The sequence below is a fragment of the Pseudoalteromonas sp. NFXS53 genome (assembly GCF_056629255.1).
In genome coordinates this window covers 266,751-286,167 of sequence record NZ_JBWVBR010000001.1, presented here as the reverse complement: position 1 = coordinate 286,167, position 19,417 = coordinate 266,751, and the positions used below count along the sequence as shown (strand labels likewise).

Sequence of the window (19,417 nt, the reverse complement as noted above, 5' to 3'; positions counted from 1 at the left end):
AAAACAATTAATAGAATCGTGAATGAATGGTTTAGTTACTTATCAGACCAAATTGCCAGCTCATTACCACTGGGCTCTAAAAAGTGAAAGCGTCGCCCACCGGGAAAAGTAAAAATGTCTTGGCAAATTGTCCCGCCCGCCTTTTGCACTTCCTCCAAGCTGCGCTCTAGGTCTTCACTGTATATCACCACCAGTGCACTACCAGAATTAACATTCGCCATCTTGTCAGCTTGATAGAAACCGCCCTCTAAACCTGAACCACTAAAAGCAACATATTCAGGGCCATAAGGGGTAAAATCCCAACCAAAGACACGATGGAAAAACGCCTCGGTACTACCTAAATCCTTTGCCGCAAACTCAACGTAATTAATAGCATGATGTTCCATCTTTCAATTCCTTTAATAAATCAAGTAACTTACAACTTAAGCCAATGAACGTAGCAGTTTTTGGGTATTCTGACGCATGGTTTTTGCCACCATAAAATAACCGATGAATGCCACAAAGCTCGCACCTGCTAACGGTCCTAAAATCCAAATATAAGGGTGTAAACGGCCATCAACACCAAATAGCTGCTGCTGAATAACAAGCAAAGCAACATCGCTTACCAGTGCAGCAACCACGCCAGCTATCGCACCAAGCAATAAAAACTCATACAGTGTCGCTAGTTTAATTAAACTGCCTTTAGCACCGAGAGTTCTTAATATCACGACTTCTTGCATACGCTCAGCAAGACTTGCTTGGACTTGAGAGATAAGCACAAGTGCCCCACTAAACAACACAATCATAAGCACAAAGCCAATCGCTAATGACACTTGAGATATCATCGATTGTGCCTGTTGAATACGATTTTTAATATCAATCATGCTGATTGTTGGGTACTGCTGTAAAAGCTTACTAATACCTTTGGTATGTTGCGCTTCAAGTTTAGCTGCACTGAAGTAAGTGACTGGAATTTTACCCGCAAAATTAGGGCTTAAAATCATCACAAAGTTTGGCTTGAGCGTGCCCCAATCTACGGTTCTAAAACTAGTAACTGTTGCTGTGAATTTTTGTTCATTAATTAAAAACTCAATTTCATCACCCAGTTTTAAATGAAGACGCTCTTTCCAGCCATCGAATACAGAGACTTCTAGGCGCTCTGAGTCGCTAAACCACTCACCCTCTACGATTTCATTACCTTCAGGCACTTCGTCTAACCACGTTAAGTTAGGCTCACGGTTAACCCCTTGACGGGCATTCTCGTCTTGCTCTTCACCTTCTTGCTTAGACACACGACGTGCAAACTCTTCACCATTTACCGCGTTTACACGCGCATTAAATACTGGGAAAAACGCTTCATGCGAGATTTGATTTTCGTCGAAGTATTGCTTAATCGGCGAGATCTCGTCTTCGGCAATATTGATTAAGAACATATTTGGCGCATCTTCTGGCACCTGCATTTGCCAATCTGAGATCATGTCGTTTTTCAGCACCACTAAAAACAGCATCAGCTTGATAGCAAGTGCAAAGGTGATCAACTGCACCGCATTGGTGTTGGCACGTTTCTGCAGTGTTGCAATTGCAAGCGACCAGCTAGAACCTGGGCGAAGACCGAGCTTACGACCTGCAGCAAAGATTAAGCGAGAAATACCAAACAACACGCCAATCACCAGTAGAGTAGATGCAAACAGCACAAGTGTTGTGATAATTTGACCGCTGAACAGCCACATTAAGACGAAAATCGTCAAAATCGACACACCAATATGCACTTTACTCAACGCAAGGCTATCGCCTAAATTACGACGTAAAACACGCAGTGGCGGAATATCGAACAAATCTAATAGCGGCTTAAGCGAGAACATCAAAGCACATACAAGACCTATAAATACCGCTAATAACCAAGGCTTAGCCCCTGCTTCTGGCAATGTGGTGTCCATAAAATTGGCCAGATAATCTGCAGCAACACTTTGCAGCACAGAGCCAATAACCAGACCTATCACAATTGAGAATAACGTCACCAAAGTTAAGTGAGTAAGAAAGATTTTGCGCACTGTTGCACGGCTACCACCTAAGGTTTTCATCATAGCTACCGGGTCGTATTGGCGCTCACAATAACGCTTGGCTGAAACAGCCATAGCCACTGCTGCTAGCATAATCCCAAATAAACCAGCCAATAATAAGAAACGTTCTGCACGGGCTAAATTCTCGCCAAGTGGCGATTGCCTATCTTTGATACCCTGCCAACTTTGATTCGGTTTTAGTTGCGGTTTTAACCAAGCATAGTAATCAGTTAAAGCTTGTTCTGAACCTGAAAATAATAAACGGTGGAATACACGGCTTCCCGGCTGTACCGCTTGTGTTCTTTCGATATCAACATAGTTCAGCAAGACGCGCTTGTTACCCGCCAAAGAAAACAAAGGCGCATCTGGTTCACTCATGAGCACTTTAGCCACAGTAAATTCACCTGCACCAAGCTCAACGGTATCACCCACTTTTAAGCCCATGCTGTAAAACAAGCCTTCACTTAACCATAGAGTACCCGGCTCTGGCGCGCCACGAATAGGGTAGCTTTGCCCTTCTAAATTACCTTTTAACTCGACTTGGCCTTTGAGCGGATAAGCACTTGAAACCGCTTTTACAGAGCCAAGCACCAGCTCGTCATTAGCAAACAACATAGAATCGAAAAACAGCATTTCTGCTGTTTCTAAGCCAAACTCTTCTGCTGTTTTTTGTACGATTGGTTCAAATTCATGGTTGCTTGAAAGACGGCGATCAGCAGCAATAAAATCTGCGGTTTTTTGCTCTATGTTTAAACCGATACGCTCCGTCACCGATGCCAAACTAAATACTGTCAGCACTGCAAGCGCAATCGCCGCAAAAATAATGCTCAGTTCACCGCGTCGAAATTCTCGAGAGAATAACTTAAACGCTAATTTAACCCACATTCGCAGTCACTCCTTCTCGAATTTGCTCCAACATACCGCCTTCGATATGAATGATACGATCACACTGCTGAGCCAATTGCTCATCATGGGTGACAAGAATAAGCGTTGTACCATTTTGTTTATTTAAATCGAACAAGAGGTTTTCAATAATATGACCGTTCTTAGTATCTAAATTAGCCGATGGCTCATCTGCAAAGAGAATTTTCGGGGTGCCAATAAAAGCTCTTGCGATGGCGACACGCTGCTGCTCACCACCAGACAACTGCGATGGATAATGGCCTAGACGGTGCTCTAATCCTACTTTTTTGAGTAATTCGACGGCTTGCTCATTGGCACTGTGATCGCCTGCAAGCTCAGCGGGTAACATCACATTCTCAAGCGCCGTTAAGCTCTGTACTAACATGAAAGATTGAAAGACAAAGCCGACTTTTTCGGCACGAATTCTTGCTCTTTGCTCCTCGTCTAGCTTACTTAATGCTTCACCGTCCAAATGCACATCACCGCTACTGGCAACATCAAGACCGGCCAACAAACTAAGTAAGGTAGACTTACCTGAACCCGACGCGCCAACAATCGCAACTGACTCACCGGGCTTGACAGCAAAATTGATATCACTAAGGATAGTAAGCTCACCTTCAAGGGTGTTTACGCGTTTGCTGAGTCCCTCGACATTTATAATATTCAACTGAGAAAGTACCGACATGTTACGAGAATTCCTTAAGTTAGCTGTATTTTTTGCATTTTTTGTTATTTCTTCTACGAGTTTTGCAAAAGACAAGATCATGATCATTGGTGATAGCTTAAGCGCTGGTTATGGGCTTGAACAAGAGCAAGCATGGGTTTATTTGTTACAAAATAAATATAAAGAAGAACAAAGTGATATCGAAATCATCAACACCGCCATTAGCGGCCAAACAACCGATAATGCGATTTTGAAAATAGATGCATGGTTACAGGCCCACAAGCCGACTCATGTATTAGTTGAACTAGGCGGTAACGATGGTATTCGCGGCTTTCCAGTGAAAATTCTTCGTAAAAACCTCACCACTCTTGTTGAGAAAAGCCAAGCGGCGGGTGCCAAAGTCGCAGTGATGGCCATTCAAATTCCACCTAATTTAGGGCCTAGATACACCAAGATGTTTGCAGACACCTACAAAAAGGTCACTGACGCAACAGACAGCTATCTAATGCCGTATTTTATGGTTGAAATCGCAACAGATAAGTCATTGATGATGCAGGATAACCTTCACCCGAATGCCGAGGCACAGCCGATTATTCGTAATTTTATGTATCGTGAATTAAATACTTGGCTTGGTAAATAGCCAAATATTACAACCCTCTTAAATAAGCGATCAATTTTGAGGGTTGGTATATTAGCTGTTGCACAATGAAATAGCATAAATTTAGCCTCCTATTTCCTGCTCAGTGCAACAGCTTAAAAACCCACATTCAGGTTCACTCGGTATGAAAACGCCCAGAATCAATGCTAAATCATTAATTTAATCCAACTTGAGCGTTGTGCCTCATCATTTTTCATTTTTATTAACCCACATCAAAAACCCGCAACCCAACCAGTGCTAATTTTCACTTAGATTATTTGTGAGAAGTAGCTCGTTATGACTTTAACTCGGTCGTTTGTAGTTTTAATGTCTGTTTTATTTTTTAACCTGTCATTTGCCAAAGAGCCAATTACACCTATTGTGACGCCTTCCCATTTAAATAAAGAAAAAATAGCTTTGGGTAGAGCCCTGTTTTTTGACGAACGCCTCTCTAAAAATAATGAAGTTAGCTGTGCAAGCTGCCACCAGCTGACAACCAATGGCGCTGACAACAAGGCGTTTTCTGATGGCGTAGATGGCCAGAAAACCACAGCTAAAACGCCTACTGTGTATAATGCAGCCTTTAACATTCGACAGACTTGGAGTGGCGCGCGAATTGATTTATTTGATCAAGTCGATGCACCAATTACGAATCCGAAGGAGCATGGCACGACTTGGGCTAAGGTCATCGCAAAGCTGTCGGCAGATAAAGAGCTCGCGGCAAAGTTCAAGCGAATTTATCACTCCCCCATCAGTCAACAAAACATTCAACATGCCATTGCTGAGTTTGAACAATCTTTAGTGACAACTAATGCACCTTTTGATCGTTGGTTACAAGGCGATCAGAACGCCATTGATAGTAAAACGAAGCAAGGTTATCAACTATTTAAGCGCTATGGCTGCATTAGCTGCCATCAAGGTAGAAATGTCGGTGGCAACATGTTTTCAAAAATTGGCCATTTTGGCGATTACTTTCAAGACCGTGGCGGAGAAATCACCGAAACAGACTTAGGTCGCTATATGGTGACAAAGAACCCTTATGATAAACATGTTTTTAAAGTGCCCAGCCTCAGACTGAGCAGTTTACAAACACACTTTTTCCACGACGGCAGTCAAAATGATCTCAGTGATGCCATTCGGGTAATGGCTAAGTATCAATTGGGCCGTGCTATTCCTGAGCAAGATATTCAATCAATTCGTGCTTTTTTAACTAGCCTAGTCGGTCAGCATCCGGAATTAACGAGTCCTTATGAAGCAGAGTAATTTTCTGAGTAAAATAATTAACTTAGCCATATTTTTTATGCTGATTTGGGTCGCTTATGCACTAATCAGTAGTGCGCAGGATGACAATAAAGCGCATCAAAACAGAGTTCAGTTTTTATTCTCAAGTAATGCCGTTGATGCACAGCTCAATCAGTTTGCGTTAAAAATCATTGCCGCAGATATGCCAGAATATGATGAGCTTGTCACGCTGGCGAAAAAACTTGATAGCCTTAAGTCTCTTGTTAACTCTCAGCACTCGCCTTTTGCAACGACAACCTCAGACTTGCAGCAAAAAATATCGCATTACTTTGCACTCATTGATGACAAAATGCTGCAACTAGAGCGCATAAAAACGGCTGCCTCTTTGATGCGCAACACCTTACTTTACTTACCTCAGTTGAATAAAGAGTTACAACTCCAAGGCAGCAAAGACGCAGTGATTGCCCAGCAATTATATAGCGATGTGTTGTCGTATAACTTTTATGCTGATGAAGTAAAACTGGCCGAAATACAAAGCAAACTAGAAGTTATTGGCGATAGAGAGCAAAGCCCATTAATTAAAAACTTAAAACAACACTTACAGGTTCAGCTAGTACAACAACACGATTTAAAAAACCTGTACAACGCCTTTGTCGCAACCCCCAGTAAACCCGCTTTTAACGCACTCAATAGTAGCTACAATCAGTATCACTTAGAGAAACTTCAAAACAGCAAAGAAAATCGTCAACTGACTTTAATACTCAGTGCAGCGCTGTTGCTCGCCCTGATCATTATTTACAGGCGTTTAAACCATGCTCGATTTAGTGCTTTTAGATCTGGCAAGTTACTCAAAGAGGCGCTCACGTCCATTGAAGAAGGATTTGCGCTGTTTGATAAAAATAACCAGTTGGTGCTTTCGAACACTAGTTGGTTTAATCATCATGAAATAGACCCAGATAATGCCCCAAAAACACTTAAGCAATGGCAAACATTACAAAGCAATCAACTAATTAATCAAATTGAATCACATAATCAAACTCTACATTGCAGCTTGGCTGGCAAGTGGATCAGAACCACACTAAACCAAGCACATGATGGCGCAATGGCTTGCGTAAGTGTCGATGTCACCTCATTTAAACACGCTGAAGCGACCTTAAAAAAGTGGGGCCATGCCATAGAGCAAAGCCCAGTATCTATCGTTATTACCGACACCCGTGGCAAAATTGAATATGTGAACCCAAAATTTGAGCGTATTACGGGTTATCAATTAGAAGAAGTGCAAGGCAAAACCCCAAGGATCTTAAGATCACAAGTGACCACAACTGACTATAGAGCGCTTTGGTTAGAGTTAAAAGAAAAAGGGCAATGGCGCGGTGAATTCCATAACCAGAAAAAAAATGGCGAACACTATTGGGAGCAAGCAAGGATCTCAGCGATAAAAGACCAGCAAGGCGAGGTCACACACTATATTGCTGTGAAAGAAGACATCACCGAGCAAAAGCACGCCCATGCCAAATTAAAAACAGCAGCTGCTGTGTTTAATGCCACCCAAGAAGGGATAATGACCACCAATAGCGAGCTCGAAATCACAGCCATTAACCCAGCTTTCACACGCATCACGGGTTACAGTGCAGCCGATGTATTAGGCAAAAAACCGTCAATACTCAGCTCTGGTAAACACGGTAAAACTTTTTACGAGAAAATGTGGCAGACTCTCAAAGAGCAAGACCAATGGGCTTCTGAGATTTGGAATAAACGCAAAGATGGTTCTCTTTATCCTGAATGGCTATCAATTAGTGTGGTGCGAGATGAAGCAGGTAATGTTCAACAATACATTGCGGTGATTTCTGATATTACTGAACGTAAAACACAAGAAGAAAAGATCCAGTATCAAGCCTACTACGATGCCTTAACAGGCCTGCCTAATCGCAGTTTACTACTAGAGCGTATTTCACAAAGTTTGCTGTACAGCGAACGTTATAAACAACTGAGCGCACTATTATTTATTGATTTGGACCGCTTCAAGCGCATCAACGATACCATGGGCCATGAGGCAGGCGATGCGCTGTTAATTGAGGTCTCAGCACGATTAACTCAAATCGTACGCAAAAGCGATACGGTGTCACGATTTGGTGGCGACGAGTTTGTCATCTTACTCAATAACATCGCATCAATAGAGCACTGCACGACCGTGGCGCAAAAGATTATCAGTGAGCTATCTAAACCCTTTATGATCCATGGCTTTGAAATATTCTCAGGGGCGAGCATAGGGATCACTTTGCTGCCTGAAGACGCAGACAATGCCAAAGAGTTACTCAGGCTGGCTGATTTAGCCATGTACAAAGCCAAAGAAAACGGCCGTAACCAGTTCCACTTTTTCGCAAAAAGCATGCAGCAGCAAGTTAATCGCCGTGTTGAATTAGAGCACAAACTCCGTAATGCCATTAAGAATCAAGAGTTAAGCCTTTTCTATCAACCAATTGTCGACACCCAAAGTGCATCTTTGTATGGTGTTGAAGCGTTGATGCGCTGGCAGCTTAGTGATGGTAGCTTTATTTCTCCGGCAGAATTTATTCCTGTAGCTGAAGAAAGCGGGCTCATCAGTGAAATGGGCGAGTGGCTCATAAAACAAGCTTGCTCAGATATTCAGTCACTGAATTTAAATTGTAACTGCCAGTGTATGCTGTCAGTGAATGTCTCGAGTCAACAATATCGCTTAGGGTTTAATGCTGAAATACTCTCAACGATTCTCAAAGATACGCAATTTAATGCTAACTTATTAAATTTAGAAATAACCGAAAGTATCTTACTCGATAACGATCAAGCCGTGATGAATTGGCTACAAGACTTAAGAGCTACAGGAGCACAGCTTGCTATTGACGACTTTGGCACTGGTTATTCATCGCTTAGCTATCTTCGCCGCTTCCCGATAAACACCATCAAAATCGACCGCAGTTTCATTTCAGATCTGACTGCCAGTGAAGACTCCGCAGTTCTGGTTAAAGCGATTGTCTCAATGGCTGACAGTTTAAACCTTAAAGTCATTGCTGAAGGTGTCGAAAACAAGGTGCAATTGAAGAGCCTTAACGACTTAGGCGGGCAATACGTACAAGGTTATTTTTACGCTAAGCCGCTGCCGATAGAAGCGCTACAAACTTGGGTAAATGAACACATTTGTCGTTTTTGTTGCAAGAAAAGTAAGTTGATAGATAGCCAATGTGATTTTGTAATATAAATAACTGTAGATAGATAATTTGAATTTGAAAAAACAGATAACGTAGGAAAAAGCAAAGCAGTAAAAGTGACTTTACTACTTTGCTAGTCACATTTTTTAAGGACAGGGGCCCTCAAAAGAAAACAATAGATTTCCGTTTAAGTCGTAATATGTGTGTTTACATTTTTCCCTTTGCAAGCTCCCTCCACCTCTAGAGTTGAGAGGTATATTACGCCAACTTGGCGCAGCGCCACTTCCTGGGTTACTGCCAGATGATACCGTCTTTTGGAACTGTCTATCTATAGCATCAGCTAAACAAGGTGAGATGTCACTTGCTTTGAATGCTCCAATGGAGGAGCCACTGTGTTTAATTAGATGCAATGGAATCCCACCTATATGAGAACGTCTCTCGTCAGTGCTTACATCTATTGAGCCCTCAACCATTACAAGCTTAAACACCACATTATTTCTGGCTGCACCTCCAAGGTGCCATGAATGACCTATCGTAAAGTCAGTGATCACATTCTTAGTTTCATCAAAATACTCGACCGTTCCATCTACCCCAAAACCATCTAAAGCAACTTGAAAGTTTGCACCTATTATACGAGTACCTTGGTACGAATTTTTAAAATTACCATCATTACTGGCTTTATCATTCGCATGCATCATTATATTACTCATCGCGATAAGGTTATGAGCTAGTTCCATAGCCTGACTTTCTGGACTATCAGAACAGTCTGTAGCCATAAGCAATATATCATTTTCGACTCTTTGCTGATTAAACATCGAAAATGAGTTACGAGATTGCTTTTTTATAAGAGAATTAAGGTCAAAGTTAGCTCTAAGATCACGAGTGACATTAGTCATAATCTTATAGCCATTTCCGGTGTTACTCAGCATCCACTTTATTTGAGCTGGGATTTGCTGCATTTCTCTGATTTCAACAGACATCTCATGAAAAGGCCGACCTTGATTGGTATAACCAATGTGGAAGCCATAAAACTGTTCTTGATGGAGATCATAAACCACTAACTTAGTTGTTGATGATCGGCACTGCTGCTCATCCGATGTACCTACAGACTCAACAAAACACTCAAGCTCTGGCTGATATTTATAACGCCTTGCAATTGACTTTGCTTCAGTGTAGCTACAGTCATCACAAATAACTGATTCATAGTTAATACGGGCATGTGCTTTATCAAAAAAGCAAAAAAGTAAGACTAGAAAGTAGATTGGTAATTTCATTAATATATCCTTATATCACAATAAAAAAAATAACAAAAAACCAACAAAGTCACCACAAAAAATTATTCAGCAACTAACACGTTAGTAAAGTAAGTTGGTTTAGATGATCATTTAGAATTGAGATATTCAAGCATGACTAGCAATCCAGCGCTTTTTTAGGTGTTTGCTTACAAAACACATAGGCTTAGTTTGCTTCGAGCAATGCAAACTCACTCGCCCTCGAGCGCTGACATAATAAAATGCTAATTGCTTAAAATGGACAGATAAATGCTGCGCCTGCTGCAACGAGCAAGGAACAAATATGCTTAACTCGCGATAGCTCATATCCTTATTACCGCCCCACAACCTTTTGTAAGCAACGTTTTGGTCGCGGAGGTAACGCATCGCCGATCTTTCGAGTCGTTTATTATGCGCCAAAGTTAAATTCTGCCCATGAGGGTTCCATACGCTGATGATCGCGCCAGCTCTATAACTTGTTATTGTCTGACAAGGCATAACTCGACAAGTGCTTTGGAAGTAACTGTGCTGATAAATTTGCCAGAGTGTTTCTTCGATCATGCTATCTCCTTAAACGAGTTAACTTAAGCCCTAGTTGATTATTCAGTTTAGCTAACTGACTAATATAGTGAGGAAAAAAGCTAACTTTTCGCTAAATTGAAAATCACGCTTTACACGAAAACTTACAATTCATTACAAATCAAACACTTGCAAATTGGTCACTATATTGCTTTAACTATAATAACAAAAAAGCACATGTAGGAATTAAGATGCTAAAAACCCTTTTACCTTTAAGCGCAGCAATTTTATTAAGTGGTTGTATTGTTCATGTTAAAAATGGCCCGGGCAGCGCACCTAAGTATTTTGATAATCAACAACTCACTCTAAGTGCCGCAAACCTAAAACTATTAGAAACAGAAGCTGGCGCAGGTAATTTATCAATTGTTGGTAGTGACAGCGCCACTGACATTACCGTAGATGCAGAGATTTTTGCTTACAGCGCTGATGACTTCACACTCACACTAGAAAACAAAGGCAGCAAAGCCGAGCTGGTTGCAAGAGCAAGTAATTCAAATAATTGGCAAGTAAATAGCCCAGGACCTAAAATTAATCTAACTATTACAGTACCGAGTAGCTTGGGTCTGATCATTGACGACGGTTCTGGCAGTATTGATATCAAACAAGTGAGTGGTGACATTGAAATCGACGATGGTTCTGGCAGCATAGAAATCTCAGGTGGTAAGCATATCGAGATTGAAGATGGCTCAGGCAGCATTACCGTAAACAACACGCAGGGCGACCTGAAAGTTGATGATGGCAGCGGCGATATTTATGCTAATGAAGTGTTAGGCACAGTCACCATTGACGACGGCTCAGGCAGTATCAGTGTAAATGGTGCTGGTGCTTTAGTCATTGAAGACTCAGGTTCAGGCGGTTTGCAAATAAAGAACATCAAGGGCAAAGTTGAGATTGACGAGTAACCAATAAACTTAGCACCAACTCTCTTATACCAACCCTCTTAATTAAGTGAGCTGTTTTGAGGATTGATATGAATAGTCTGGCCATCCGTCACATTGACTGATGGCCAATAACAAACAATTAAATATATCAGCGATACAAGGAGCAAGCATGGAAGTTATCATTGAAGTACGCCAAAAATCAGTGTCAATAAAGCAAATCTTAATGGTTGTTATATCTATTATTTGTATGGCATTAACCGCTTACATTACATCGTTGTTTATGGCTGACTTTGATAGATTTAACCTACAAGCAAATGAAAAGCTCGCATTTGTGATCGGCAGTACCCTTGCACTACCATTAGCAAGTTTAATTATCTCGCAATTATTAATTGAATATCGTGGCCTAAAAAATGCGATTAAAGCTATATTTTATTCTTCGGTACTGGTTTTAGCAGCTCAAACCCCAGTTGTATTTCAACTTATCAGTACGGTTTAGCACTTTTTGTAGACAGTGTAGCAAAGTGAATGTCACTTCGTTGTTGCTGCCTGTTCAGTTAAATAACTCAATTTGTTTTTTAAGCAATTCATTAATGTTTCGGCTCTTTTTTCAGAGTCAGACTCAATATAACAGCGCATTTCAGGTGCATTGCCTGAACAGCGAAAATGTACTATGTCTTTGTTACTCAGCATAAATCGAGTACCGTCAGTATTATCGAATTCCATAACACGATGTGAAATATCCAATTCGGCAAGTAAACGTTCTTTATCGCTTTTTAGCGCGTTTAAGAAAGCAAGCCCAATATGAGAAGGCACATGTTCTACTTTGCCACTGGCTGTAAAGCGTTTTGGTAAACCCGACATCATTTTAGATATTGGCTGCTTAGCTAATTGAGCTAAAACAACTAAAATAGGTAATAAGGCATCTCGGGTTGGCAGCGCAGATAATAAATTACCGTCTTCATCAATATCACTTGCAAGTAAATACCCGCCGTTAGCTTCAAACCCTGCAACTGTTTCGTGCAGCTTTTGTAATTGTACAAATGCCTCAATAACAAACGGAGAGCCTATTTTTGTTCTCGCCACTTGCTGAAAACAGCCACTCAACTCAATCGCTGAATTGCAATTAATGGGCACGCTTAGAGCTTCTATCTTTAAAAATTGACTAACAATTAAACCGAGTACATCGCCTCTAAGCCAATTACCACACTCATCCGCCACAAGAGGTCTGTCGCCATCACCATCAGTAGAAATAATGGCATCTAGATTGAGTTCACTAGCCCAGATTTGGGCCATTTGCTGATCTTCTTTACTTACCGCTTCGGTGTCGATTGGCACAAAGATATCGCTTCTGCCAAGCTCAACAACGGTTGCACCCAATTGCTGGAGTAATCTGAGGTATAGATCTCGACCTGCACTTGAATGGGTATAAACGCCTATTCGCTTATCTGTTAAATTCAGCTCAGAAAAGTAATTTAAATAACGATTAATATAGGTATTTGTAGCTGACTCACACTCAATTAACTCTGGCACACTAAGTTCATCAGGAAGCTCGATGTATTGACTTAAAATACCTTGCTCATCAAACTTGCTGATCTCGCCTTCTGGGTAATAAAACTTCAAACCATTTCGGTCAAATGGAATATGACTGCCTGTTACCATGATACACGCCTCCCCTCTCTGCATTGCGGCATAGGCCAAAGCAGGTGTAGGTAAGACCCCATGAAATTTATAATCTAGACCCAATGCTATTAGACCCGCAGCAACACCTTGGGCCATCGCGTAGCTACTCGGACGATTATCAATACCAATAGCGATACACAGGTTGTCATCGCTTAATTTACCGCAACGTTTACCATGTTCAATAAAAGCCATTGCGAACGCAACACACACATTTTGCGAAAAATCTTCAACTAAACCACGTGCCCCACTGGTGCCAAACTTAATGGAAGTATTTTGAATTAGCTTTGAGACATTCACTTTTTATGGTGCCTATTAATAATTTTTCTATTGAGAAATGGCGTTTTATTCACGCCCATAATCATCTTCAAAACGAACAATATCACTCTCATCTAAATAGCTACCCGACTGAACTTCTATCAGCTCTAAAGCTGTTTTACCTGGGTTTTCAAGGCTATGAACAGCTGTAATAGGTATATATACAGACTGGTTTTCGGTCACATACTGAACTTTGTTATTTATTGTGACTTTAGCTGTGCCACTTACCACCACCCAATGCTCCGCTCTGTGGTGATGCATTTGCATTGATAAACGTGCACCAGGATTTACTGTGATCCGCTTCACCAAAAAACGCTCGCCTTCGTCAATGGCATCAAATTTTCCCCAAGGACGGAAGACTTCACGGTGTTGATGAATCTCAGCTCGAGATTTTTGTTCTAGCTGAGCAACCACTTGTTTTATCGCTTGAGTATTATTCTTATCTGCTATTAACACTGCATCTTTGGTTTGTACTACCACCACGTCTTTTACACCAACCGTGGCTAATAGTTTATTTTCACTAAGCAACAGGCTATCTTGCGTGTCGATTGCGATCACATCACCACCAATTGCATTTTGCTCATCATCTTTATCAAGTAGCTGCCAAAGCGCATCGAAACTGCCTACATCGCTCCATTTAGCTGCCATGGGTATCATCACCACAGCATCATTTTGTTGTGCTGTTAAAGGCTCCATGATCGCATAATCTATTGAATCACTTGGGCAAGCTAGAAAGGCTGAGGCATCAACACGCGTAAAATCTAAATCATCTTGTTGCTTTTGCATGGCGTTAAAACAAGCTTCAAATATGTCATGGTTAAAACGCTTTAGCATGTTTAAATATACTTGGGCTTTAAACATGAAAATACCGCTATTCCATACAAACTGGCCTGATTCAACATACCCCTTTGCGGTTACTTCATCGGGCTTTTCCGTAAATTGGTTAACTGTAAAGCCCCTTTCCAAAGGCTGGCCTTTCTGGATGTAACCATAGCCAGTATGCGCAGAGGTAGGTTCGATACCAAAGGTGACTAACTTCCCCTCTCCCGCACTCTCTGTGGCCAGTGTTATCGCATTTAAAAACAGTTCAACATCGCCAATATCATGATCGGCAGGCATCACTAACAAAGTCGCATCAGGATTAGTTTCTAATGCTTTAAACGCAGCCAATGCAATCGCTGGCGCTGTATTGCGGCCCTCTGGCTCTAAGATAATAGGAAAATGTGGTATCTCACTTAATCGCACTTGCTCAGCGGTTAAAAATCTATGCGCTTCATTACAAATAATAATCGCGGGATCATGAGCTAGGCCTTTTAATCGCTGCAAAGTTTGTTGCAACAAAGACTGCTTGCCAGTCAGTGCAAGAAATTGCTTTGGATAATGAGTGCGAGACAAAGGCCACAAACGGGTGCCTGAGCCACCAGCAATAACAACGGGTACGATCATAGTATGGACTTGGCTTTTAGATGAGGTTCACATAGCCATTTTAAAAGCCTTTGTGATTAATCGCAAAATCTTAACACTTAAAGTTTAAATTCGTCGATCAGGGCTAAATTTAATCGTTTATGTTTGTCGAAAGCCCGCTGAAATGCGTTGATGACCACATCGGGAACGTCTTTACTAAATGCAAAATAGTCTTCGACTGTGTCTAGTAGAAACACCTCTTCAAAATCGTCGACTTGTAACATTTTTTCACTGATGGCTTTACGTAACCCTGAACGAGAGATTGCCATTAACTCAACACGATCAGCCTTAAACATTGCCAGTGCTTGATACATATTGTTTGTTTCTACAATTTGCTGTTCGGCAAAATTAGCATCTAATACGATTTGCTCTGTGGCATCATGGCGTATCACCGCAACTGAATGACTATATAGCTCAGATAGCTGCTTAGCTTTGAGTATTTTGCCTTTTTTTGCAATTAATATGTAATCAACAGAGTAGATGGGGCCGACCCACTTAAATTTATCGGCTCTTTGAGCTGTTTTCGACATGGCAAACAAGACGGTTTTTGGCTTACTGATAATTTCTTTATAACCTCGTGCCCACGGCACTACTTCTATGGGGTGAGATTTCATTCCTAATTCTTGCCATATTACCCGTAGCATCCTCACAGAGATCCCTCGCAAAACCTCGCCTTCATAAAATACCGATGGCGGATAATCTTCAGCGTAGTAGGTTAAAGATGTAGGTAAATCTACCTGCTTTTCAGGCTCGGCCCATAAAGAAAATGAAACGCTCAATAAAACAACAAGTACTCGAATATACAAATCAGATAGGCCCGTTTAAAAGGAGTATGATCGACAAAACAAGAGGCAATAAGTTCGCTGCAACAACATTTAACGCCATACTTTGGGGATGCTTTGCAATATCATGTTTCAACTTTGCTAATTTAGGAATAGCCAAAAAGTTTAATAGTAAAATAGGCGTCAGCCAGATGGCATTAAAGGGCAAGACTGACAAATACAATGCTAAGGCCATAAGAAGCAATGCCAAAACTGCTGATACCGAAAAACAAATGATAGCCGCATTCACTGAGTAAGAAATTGCAAAATGCTTACGACCTACTTGTTGGTCAGCTTTAATATCAGGTAATTGATTCACTAGCAGCAGGTTATTAATGGTGAAGAAAGGGATAAGCGCTATCAGCAACACTTGCCAGTTCAGTGTTAGTCCTTGTGTAATGTAGCTGCCCAATACCATCAATAATGCAAACCCTAAGCCCGGAGAAATTAAACATAACCAAGGGTGTCGATTTAAGGTGTTTGTATAAGTAATAATAACCGCAAGCCCCAGTAAGCCTATCATCAACATAGGCAAACCAAAGCGATACACAAAATAAATACCAATAAATAACAGACTGCCTAATGCCAGTTGAAAAAGACTTAAAACTGACTTTTCCAATGCGCTATTTTGCTTAAGTAAGCCACTACCGCCACTAAATGGCGTTTGCTCAGTTATTAAATCTAAGCCGCTATGAAAGTCTTGATACTCGTTTAATGTATTTACTGCGACCGCAGACAACACAGACCCTATACAGGCTAAAAGAAAATGCCAGCCATGAAACTCTGCACCATGATATTGAGCAATCGCATTGCCTAACAGCACACACAGCGGTGCTAAGATCAAAAAAGGTGGCCGTGTGCTTGGTAATGCTGAAATAAAGTTTTTCATGACTTGTCCAGTTAAGAACTAGAGCACTTAGATTAGCAAGTTTCTTTTTGTGAATATTGATTTAGCACAAGGTAAGTAATAGCTGAGGTACAATGAAATAGTCAAAGCCAAATAGCATCCTATTTAAACATTTACACAAGTAATTTCTCATGCACTTTTTCTACTGTGAATCTAAACTTTGCCCCACCAAGTTCAGAGCGCTCACAATTGATTTCACCACCCAAAACCTGTGATACAAGGTTAAACACAATATTAAGCCCAAGACCAACATGACCTCTGTGACGCGCTAATGTGTAGAATGGGTTGAATATCTTAGTTAATTCGTTTTCAGCCACACCAATACCGTTATCTTCAACCAGCACCTCATAAAAATTGTTACGTTCATAACAAGACACTTTAATACTCAACTGACCATTCGGTTCAGCATGATTGATGGCGTTACTGATCAACAACTCCAAGACTTGCATTAACGGGTCACTATAAGTAGTAATGTTCCCGCCAGATACATCTAGAAGCTCGACATGCTTGGGGGCTCCAGATGCTTGCCAAGCAGTTTTAAAGGCAGCATTAACCAAAGCCGCAAAGCTTTCGCTTGCCCGTCCTTCACCTCGCTCTGAGACAGAGACTCGCTTAAATTGTTCAACCAAAGCGGAGGTGCGATTAACCCCGCTAAAAATTAGGTCCCCACTTTCAGCCAGAACCTTAAAGCCTTCGGTTAGTTCTGCTTTAGTAATCTTATTTTCTTGAACCTTGGCATCAAGTTGCTGTAATTCAGCATGTAAATGAGTCACTGCCATCATTGCGGTACCAAGCGGTGTATTGAGCTCATGTGCAAGCCCCGCAACTAAAGAGCCCAAAGCAGCCATTTTTTCAGCTTCGACCAAGCTTTGTTGCGTTGCTTTTAAGTCATTCAGTGCAGCCACCAAGTCTTTGGTTCGTTGCTGTACTCTTTGCTCTAACTCCGTATTTAACACAACTAAGTCAGCCTCTTGCTGCTTCAAAATGGTGATATCATGCTGGATCCCAGCCACTCTTAAAGGTCGTCCTTCGGAGTCAGTCTCTACGACTTTGCCTTTATCTTGTACCCACGCCCACTCACCAGCTTTATTTTTTACACGATATGCAACTTCGAAAGCCTCCTCTTGCTGATTTTTTATTGACTCCAAATGCCCTGTCAGGCGGTGAAAATCATCTTGATGCACGTGAGCCCTTAAGTTTTGCCAGGTTGGATCTACTTTTCCATCGGGTAATGCACTCAAGTCGTCAGCATTCTCTCTCGATACGGTTTGAGCTTTTAAGTCCCAGCTCCATAACACATCACCACTCGCCCACAGTGCTAAGCTTAACTTTTGCTCTTTTTCGGCTATTTCTGATTGGCTTTGTTTAACTAATTTCAACTCTCTTTTATTTACCCTTTGACGGTATAAGTACCAGAGTAAAAGCACAAAACTCAACCCTCCCAGCATCAGTAAATTTCTATTGGCAATTTCATGATTGAGCTCTGATTCTGTTAATTTTGCTTTTTGCTTAACGAATTCTAAGTTGCGCTTGGTTTCTTCTATTTGATTCTTTACAACTAGCATTTCGACTCGTTGCTGACTATTTAAATCAAATAGCTTGTCTTTGCTCTGTCTAAAGGTAACTTGCATATCATACGCTGAGCGAAAGTCCCCAATATTGGCATACACTTGAGATAACAACTCATAGGCTTTAAACAACACCACATTTTTTTGCGCTTTTTGCGCGTACTCAATCGCTTCTTTTAACAAAGATACCGCCGACTGATACTGTTGAGTTTGCATCGCTAGGTTAGCTTGCTCCACTAATCCTTCAGCTATGCGAGATGCAGAGTTTCGTTTTCGGTAGGTTTCCATGGCCATCGCTAAAATGCGTTCAGCATCTTCATAACGCTTCTCGGTGATCGCTATCCGTCCTAAGTACAAATTGGTTGAGCCAAGTAGCATGCGATTGTTTAATTTGTTCGCCAACTCCTCTGCTTTTGCTAAGTACGATTTTGCAGTTGCTAAATCTCCAGCTAATCGGTGGGTTTCACCCAAATTATTAAATGAATACACCATACCGCGCTCATAGCCAATCTCACGCTTGAATTCGAGTGATTTAGTATGCATCTCAATGGCTTCTTGGTATTTCCCGAGGTCTTTATAAACAATGGCGGTGTTATTAAAAGCGATGGCTAGGCTTTTCTTATTACCTACTTTTCTTTGCCCTTCAATCGTTTGTAATTGATAACTTAACGCGTTATCTAAATCCCCTATCGACCGATAAATTGAGCCAATTCGACCTAAGGTGTGAACAACCCCCCTTTCGAGATCGATCGCTTTATAGTTTTCTTTGGCATTCAATAACCATTCAAAGGCGCGAGTAAATTTTGCCTGAGAGAAATAGGTCATGCCTATGGCGCTTTGTGTATCTGCCAGCAACTTGTAATCGCCTTTATGTTCAATCATAGACAAAACATTAAAGCGATCGGTTAAAGCCAAATCGCTATTTGACTGCTCTTCATAGATGGTTGCACGTTGCAACAAAGCTTCAATAGTCACATCCGATAAACCTGCGCTGGTCGATTCATTGATCACAGTATCCAGCAAGATTAAAGCATCTCGACGATTACCAATAAAGTTAAGCGCAACACCCTGCCATAAATGCAGGTATAGCTTCTCTTTCGGAAATTGATTAAGGGGTAAGTTAGGCTTAAGTGACTCAGCGAGTGAAAGTGCCGTTCTTGCGTCAACAAAAGCTTGTGAGCGCATATATTGATTTAAAAGCACTAATTGCTCATGTCCTTTTGCAGCTTTAACGTCCTCAGCGCTGGGCACATTAGCCCTT

15 protein-coding genes are annotated in these 19,417 nt (G+C 41.3%); 5 read left to right on the top strand and 10 right to left on the bottom strand.

The annotated features are described in order from the left end of the window. Nucleotides 1-35: 35 nt before the first annotated feature. The 3 genes from AC1HJP_RS01140 to AC1HJP_RS01130 are packed head-to-tail and all read right to left on the bottom strand — an operon-like array spanning nt 36 to nt 3,627. A complete protein-coding gene (locus AC1HJP_RS01140) occupies nt 36-386 on the bottom strand; it encodes a VOC family protein (protein WP_480359783.1) in 351 nt (116 codons plus the stop codon). A gap of 36 nt (nt 387-422) precedes the next feature. Next, on the bottom strand, nt 423-2,924 hold the full coding sequence (locus AC1HJP_RS01135; protein ID WP_480359782.1) for an ABC transporter permease: 2,502 nt from the start codon (nt 2,922-2,924) through the stop codon (nt 423-425). Beyond that, nucleotides 2,914-3,627, bottom strand: a complete 714-nt coding sequence (locus AC1HJP_RS01130; protein ID WP_480359781.1) for an ABC transporter ATP-binding protein — start codon at nt 3,625-3,627, stop codon at nt 2,914-2,916. The genes AC1HJP_RS01135 and AC1HJP_RS01130 overlap by 11 nt, the downstream gene beginning before the upstream one ends. On the opposite strand from AC1HJP_RS01130, the gene AC1HJP_RS01125 reads away from it, so the two are divergent. The 3 genes from AC1HJP_RS01125 to AC1HJP_RS01115 all read left to right on the top strand — a co-directional run bounded on the left by AC1HJP_RS01125 (nt 3,626) and on the right by AC1HJP_RS01115 (nt 8,720). Then, complete coding sequence (locus AC1HJP_RS01125) at nt 3,626-4,246, top strand: arylesterase (RefSeq protein WP_480359780.1); 621 nt, start codon at nt 3,626-3,628, stop codon at nt 4,244-4,246. The two genes, AC1HJP_RS01130 and AC1HJP_RS01125, sit on opposite strands and share 2 nt — an antisense overlap. 324 nt (nt 4,247-4,570) lie before the next feature. Beyond that, a complete protein-coding gene (locus AC1HJP_RS01120; RefSeq protein ID WP_480359779.1) occupies nt 4,571-5,506 on the top strand; it encodes a cytochrome-c peroxidase in 936 nt (311 codons plus the stop codon). Beyond that, complete coding sequence (locus AC1HJP_RS01115; protein WP_480359778.1) at nt 5,493-8,720, top strand: EAL domain-containing protein; 3,228 nt, start codon at nt 5,493-5,495, stop codon at nt 8,718-8,720. Before AC1HJP_RS01120 ends, AC1HJP_RS01115 begins: the two co-directional genes overlap by 14 nt. A 96-nt stretch (nt 8,721-8,816) precedes the next feature. Here AC1HJP_RS01115 and AC1HJP_RS01110 read toward each other — a convergent pair whose 3' ends face one another. Both AC1HJP_RS01110 and AC1HJP_RS01105 read right to left on the bottom strand, forming a co-directional pair. Beyond that, complete coding sequence (locus AC1HJP_RS01110) at nt 8,817-9,944, bottom strand: hypothetical protein (RefSeq protein ID WP_480359777.1); 1,128 nt, start codon at nt 9,942-9,944, stop codon at nt 8,817-8,819. Nucleotides 9,945-10,070: 126 nt separating this feature from the next. Next, a complete protein-coding gene (locus tag AC1HJP_RS01105; protein ID WP_421963953.1) occupies nt 10,071-10,502 on the bottom strand; it encodes a DUF3293 domain-containing protein in 432 nt (143 codons plus the stop codon). A 209-nt stretch (nt 10,503-10,711) separates the two neighbouring features. Between AC1HJP_RS01105 and AC1HJP_RS01100 the strand changes: the two genes are divergently transcribed. Together AC1HJP_RS01100 and AC1HJP_RS01095 are read left to right on the top strand one after the other, a co-directional pair. Then, nucleotides 10,712-11,422: a DUF4097 family beta strand repeat-containing protein gene (locus AC1HJP_RS01100; RefSeq protein ID WP_480359775.1), complete on the top strand. Its 711-nt coding sequence runs from the start codon at nt 10,712-10,714 to the stop codon at nt 11,420-11,422. A 148-nt stretch (nt 11,423-11,570) separates the two neighbouring features. After that, on the top strand, nt 11,571-11,897 hold the full coding sequence (locus AC1HJP_RS01095) for a hypothetical protein (RefSeq protein ID WP_480359774.1): 327 nt from the start codon (nt 11,571-11,573) through the stop codon (nt 11,895-11,897). A 32-nt stretch (nt 11,898-11,929) separates the two neighbouring features. Here AC1HJP_RS01095 and AC1HJP_RS01090 read toward each other — a convergent pair whose 3' ends face one another. The 5 genes from AC1HJP_RS01090 to AC1HJP_RS01070 all read right to left on the bottom strand — a co-directional run bounded on the left by AC1HJP_RS01090 (nt 11,930) and on the right by AC1HJP_RS01070 (nt 19,407). Beyond that, complete coding sequence (locus AC1HJP_RS01090) at nt 11,930-13,378, bottom strand: phosphomannomutase (RefSeq protein ID WP_480359773.1); 1,449 nt, start codon at nt 13,376-13,378, stop codon at nt 11,930-11,932. Nucleotides 13,379-13,423: 45 nt separating this feature from the next. Beyond that, nucleotides 13,424-14,842, bottom strand: a complete 1,419-nt coding sequence (locus AC1HJP_RS01085; protein ID WP_480359772.1) for a mannose-1-phosphate guanylyltransferase/mannose-6-phosphate isomerase — start codon at nt 14,840-14,842, stop codon at nt 13,424-13,426. A 77-nt stretch (nt 14,843-14,919) separates the two neighbouring features. Next, nucleotides 14,920-15,639: a substrate-binding periplasmic protein gene (locus tag AC1HJP_RS01080; protein ID WP_480359771.1), complete on the bottom strand. Its 720-nt coding sequence runs from the start codon at nt 15,637-15,639 to the stop codon at nt 14,920-14,922. Nucleotides 15,640-15,667: 28 nt separating this feature from the next. Further along, nucleotides 15,668-16,570: a prenyltransferase gene (locus AC1HJP_RS01075; RefSeq protein ID WP_480359770.1), complete on the bottom strand. Its 903-nt coding sequence runs from the start codon at nt 16,568-16,570 to the stop codon at nt 15,668-15,670. Nucleotides 16,571-16,701: 131 nt separating this feature from the next. Then, entirely contained in the window at nt 16,702-19,407 is a 2,706-nt protein-coding gene (locus AC1HJP_RS01070; RefSeq protein WP_480359769.1) for a tetratricopeptide repeat protein, read from the bottom strand. Nucleotides 19,408-19,417: the final 10 nt, after the last annotated feature.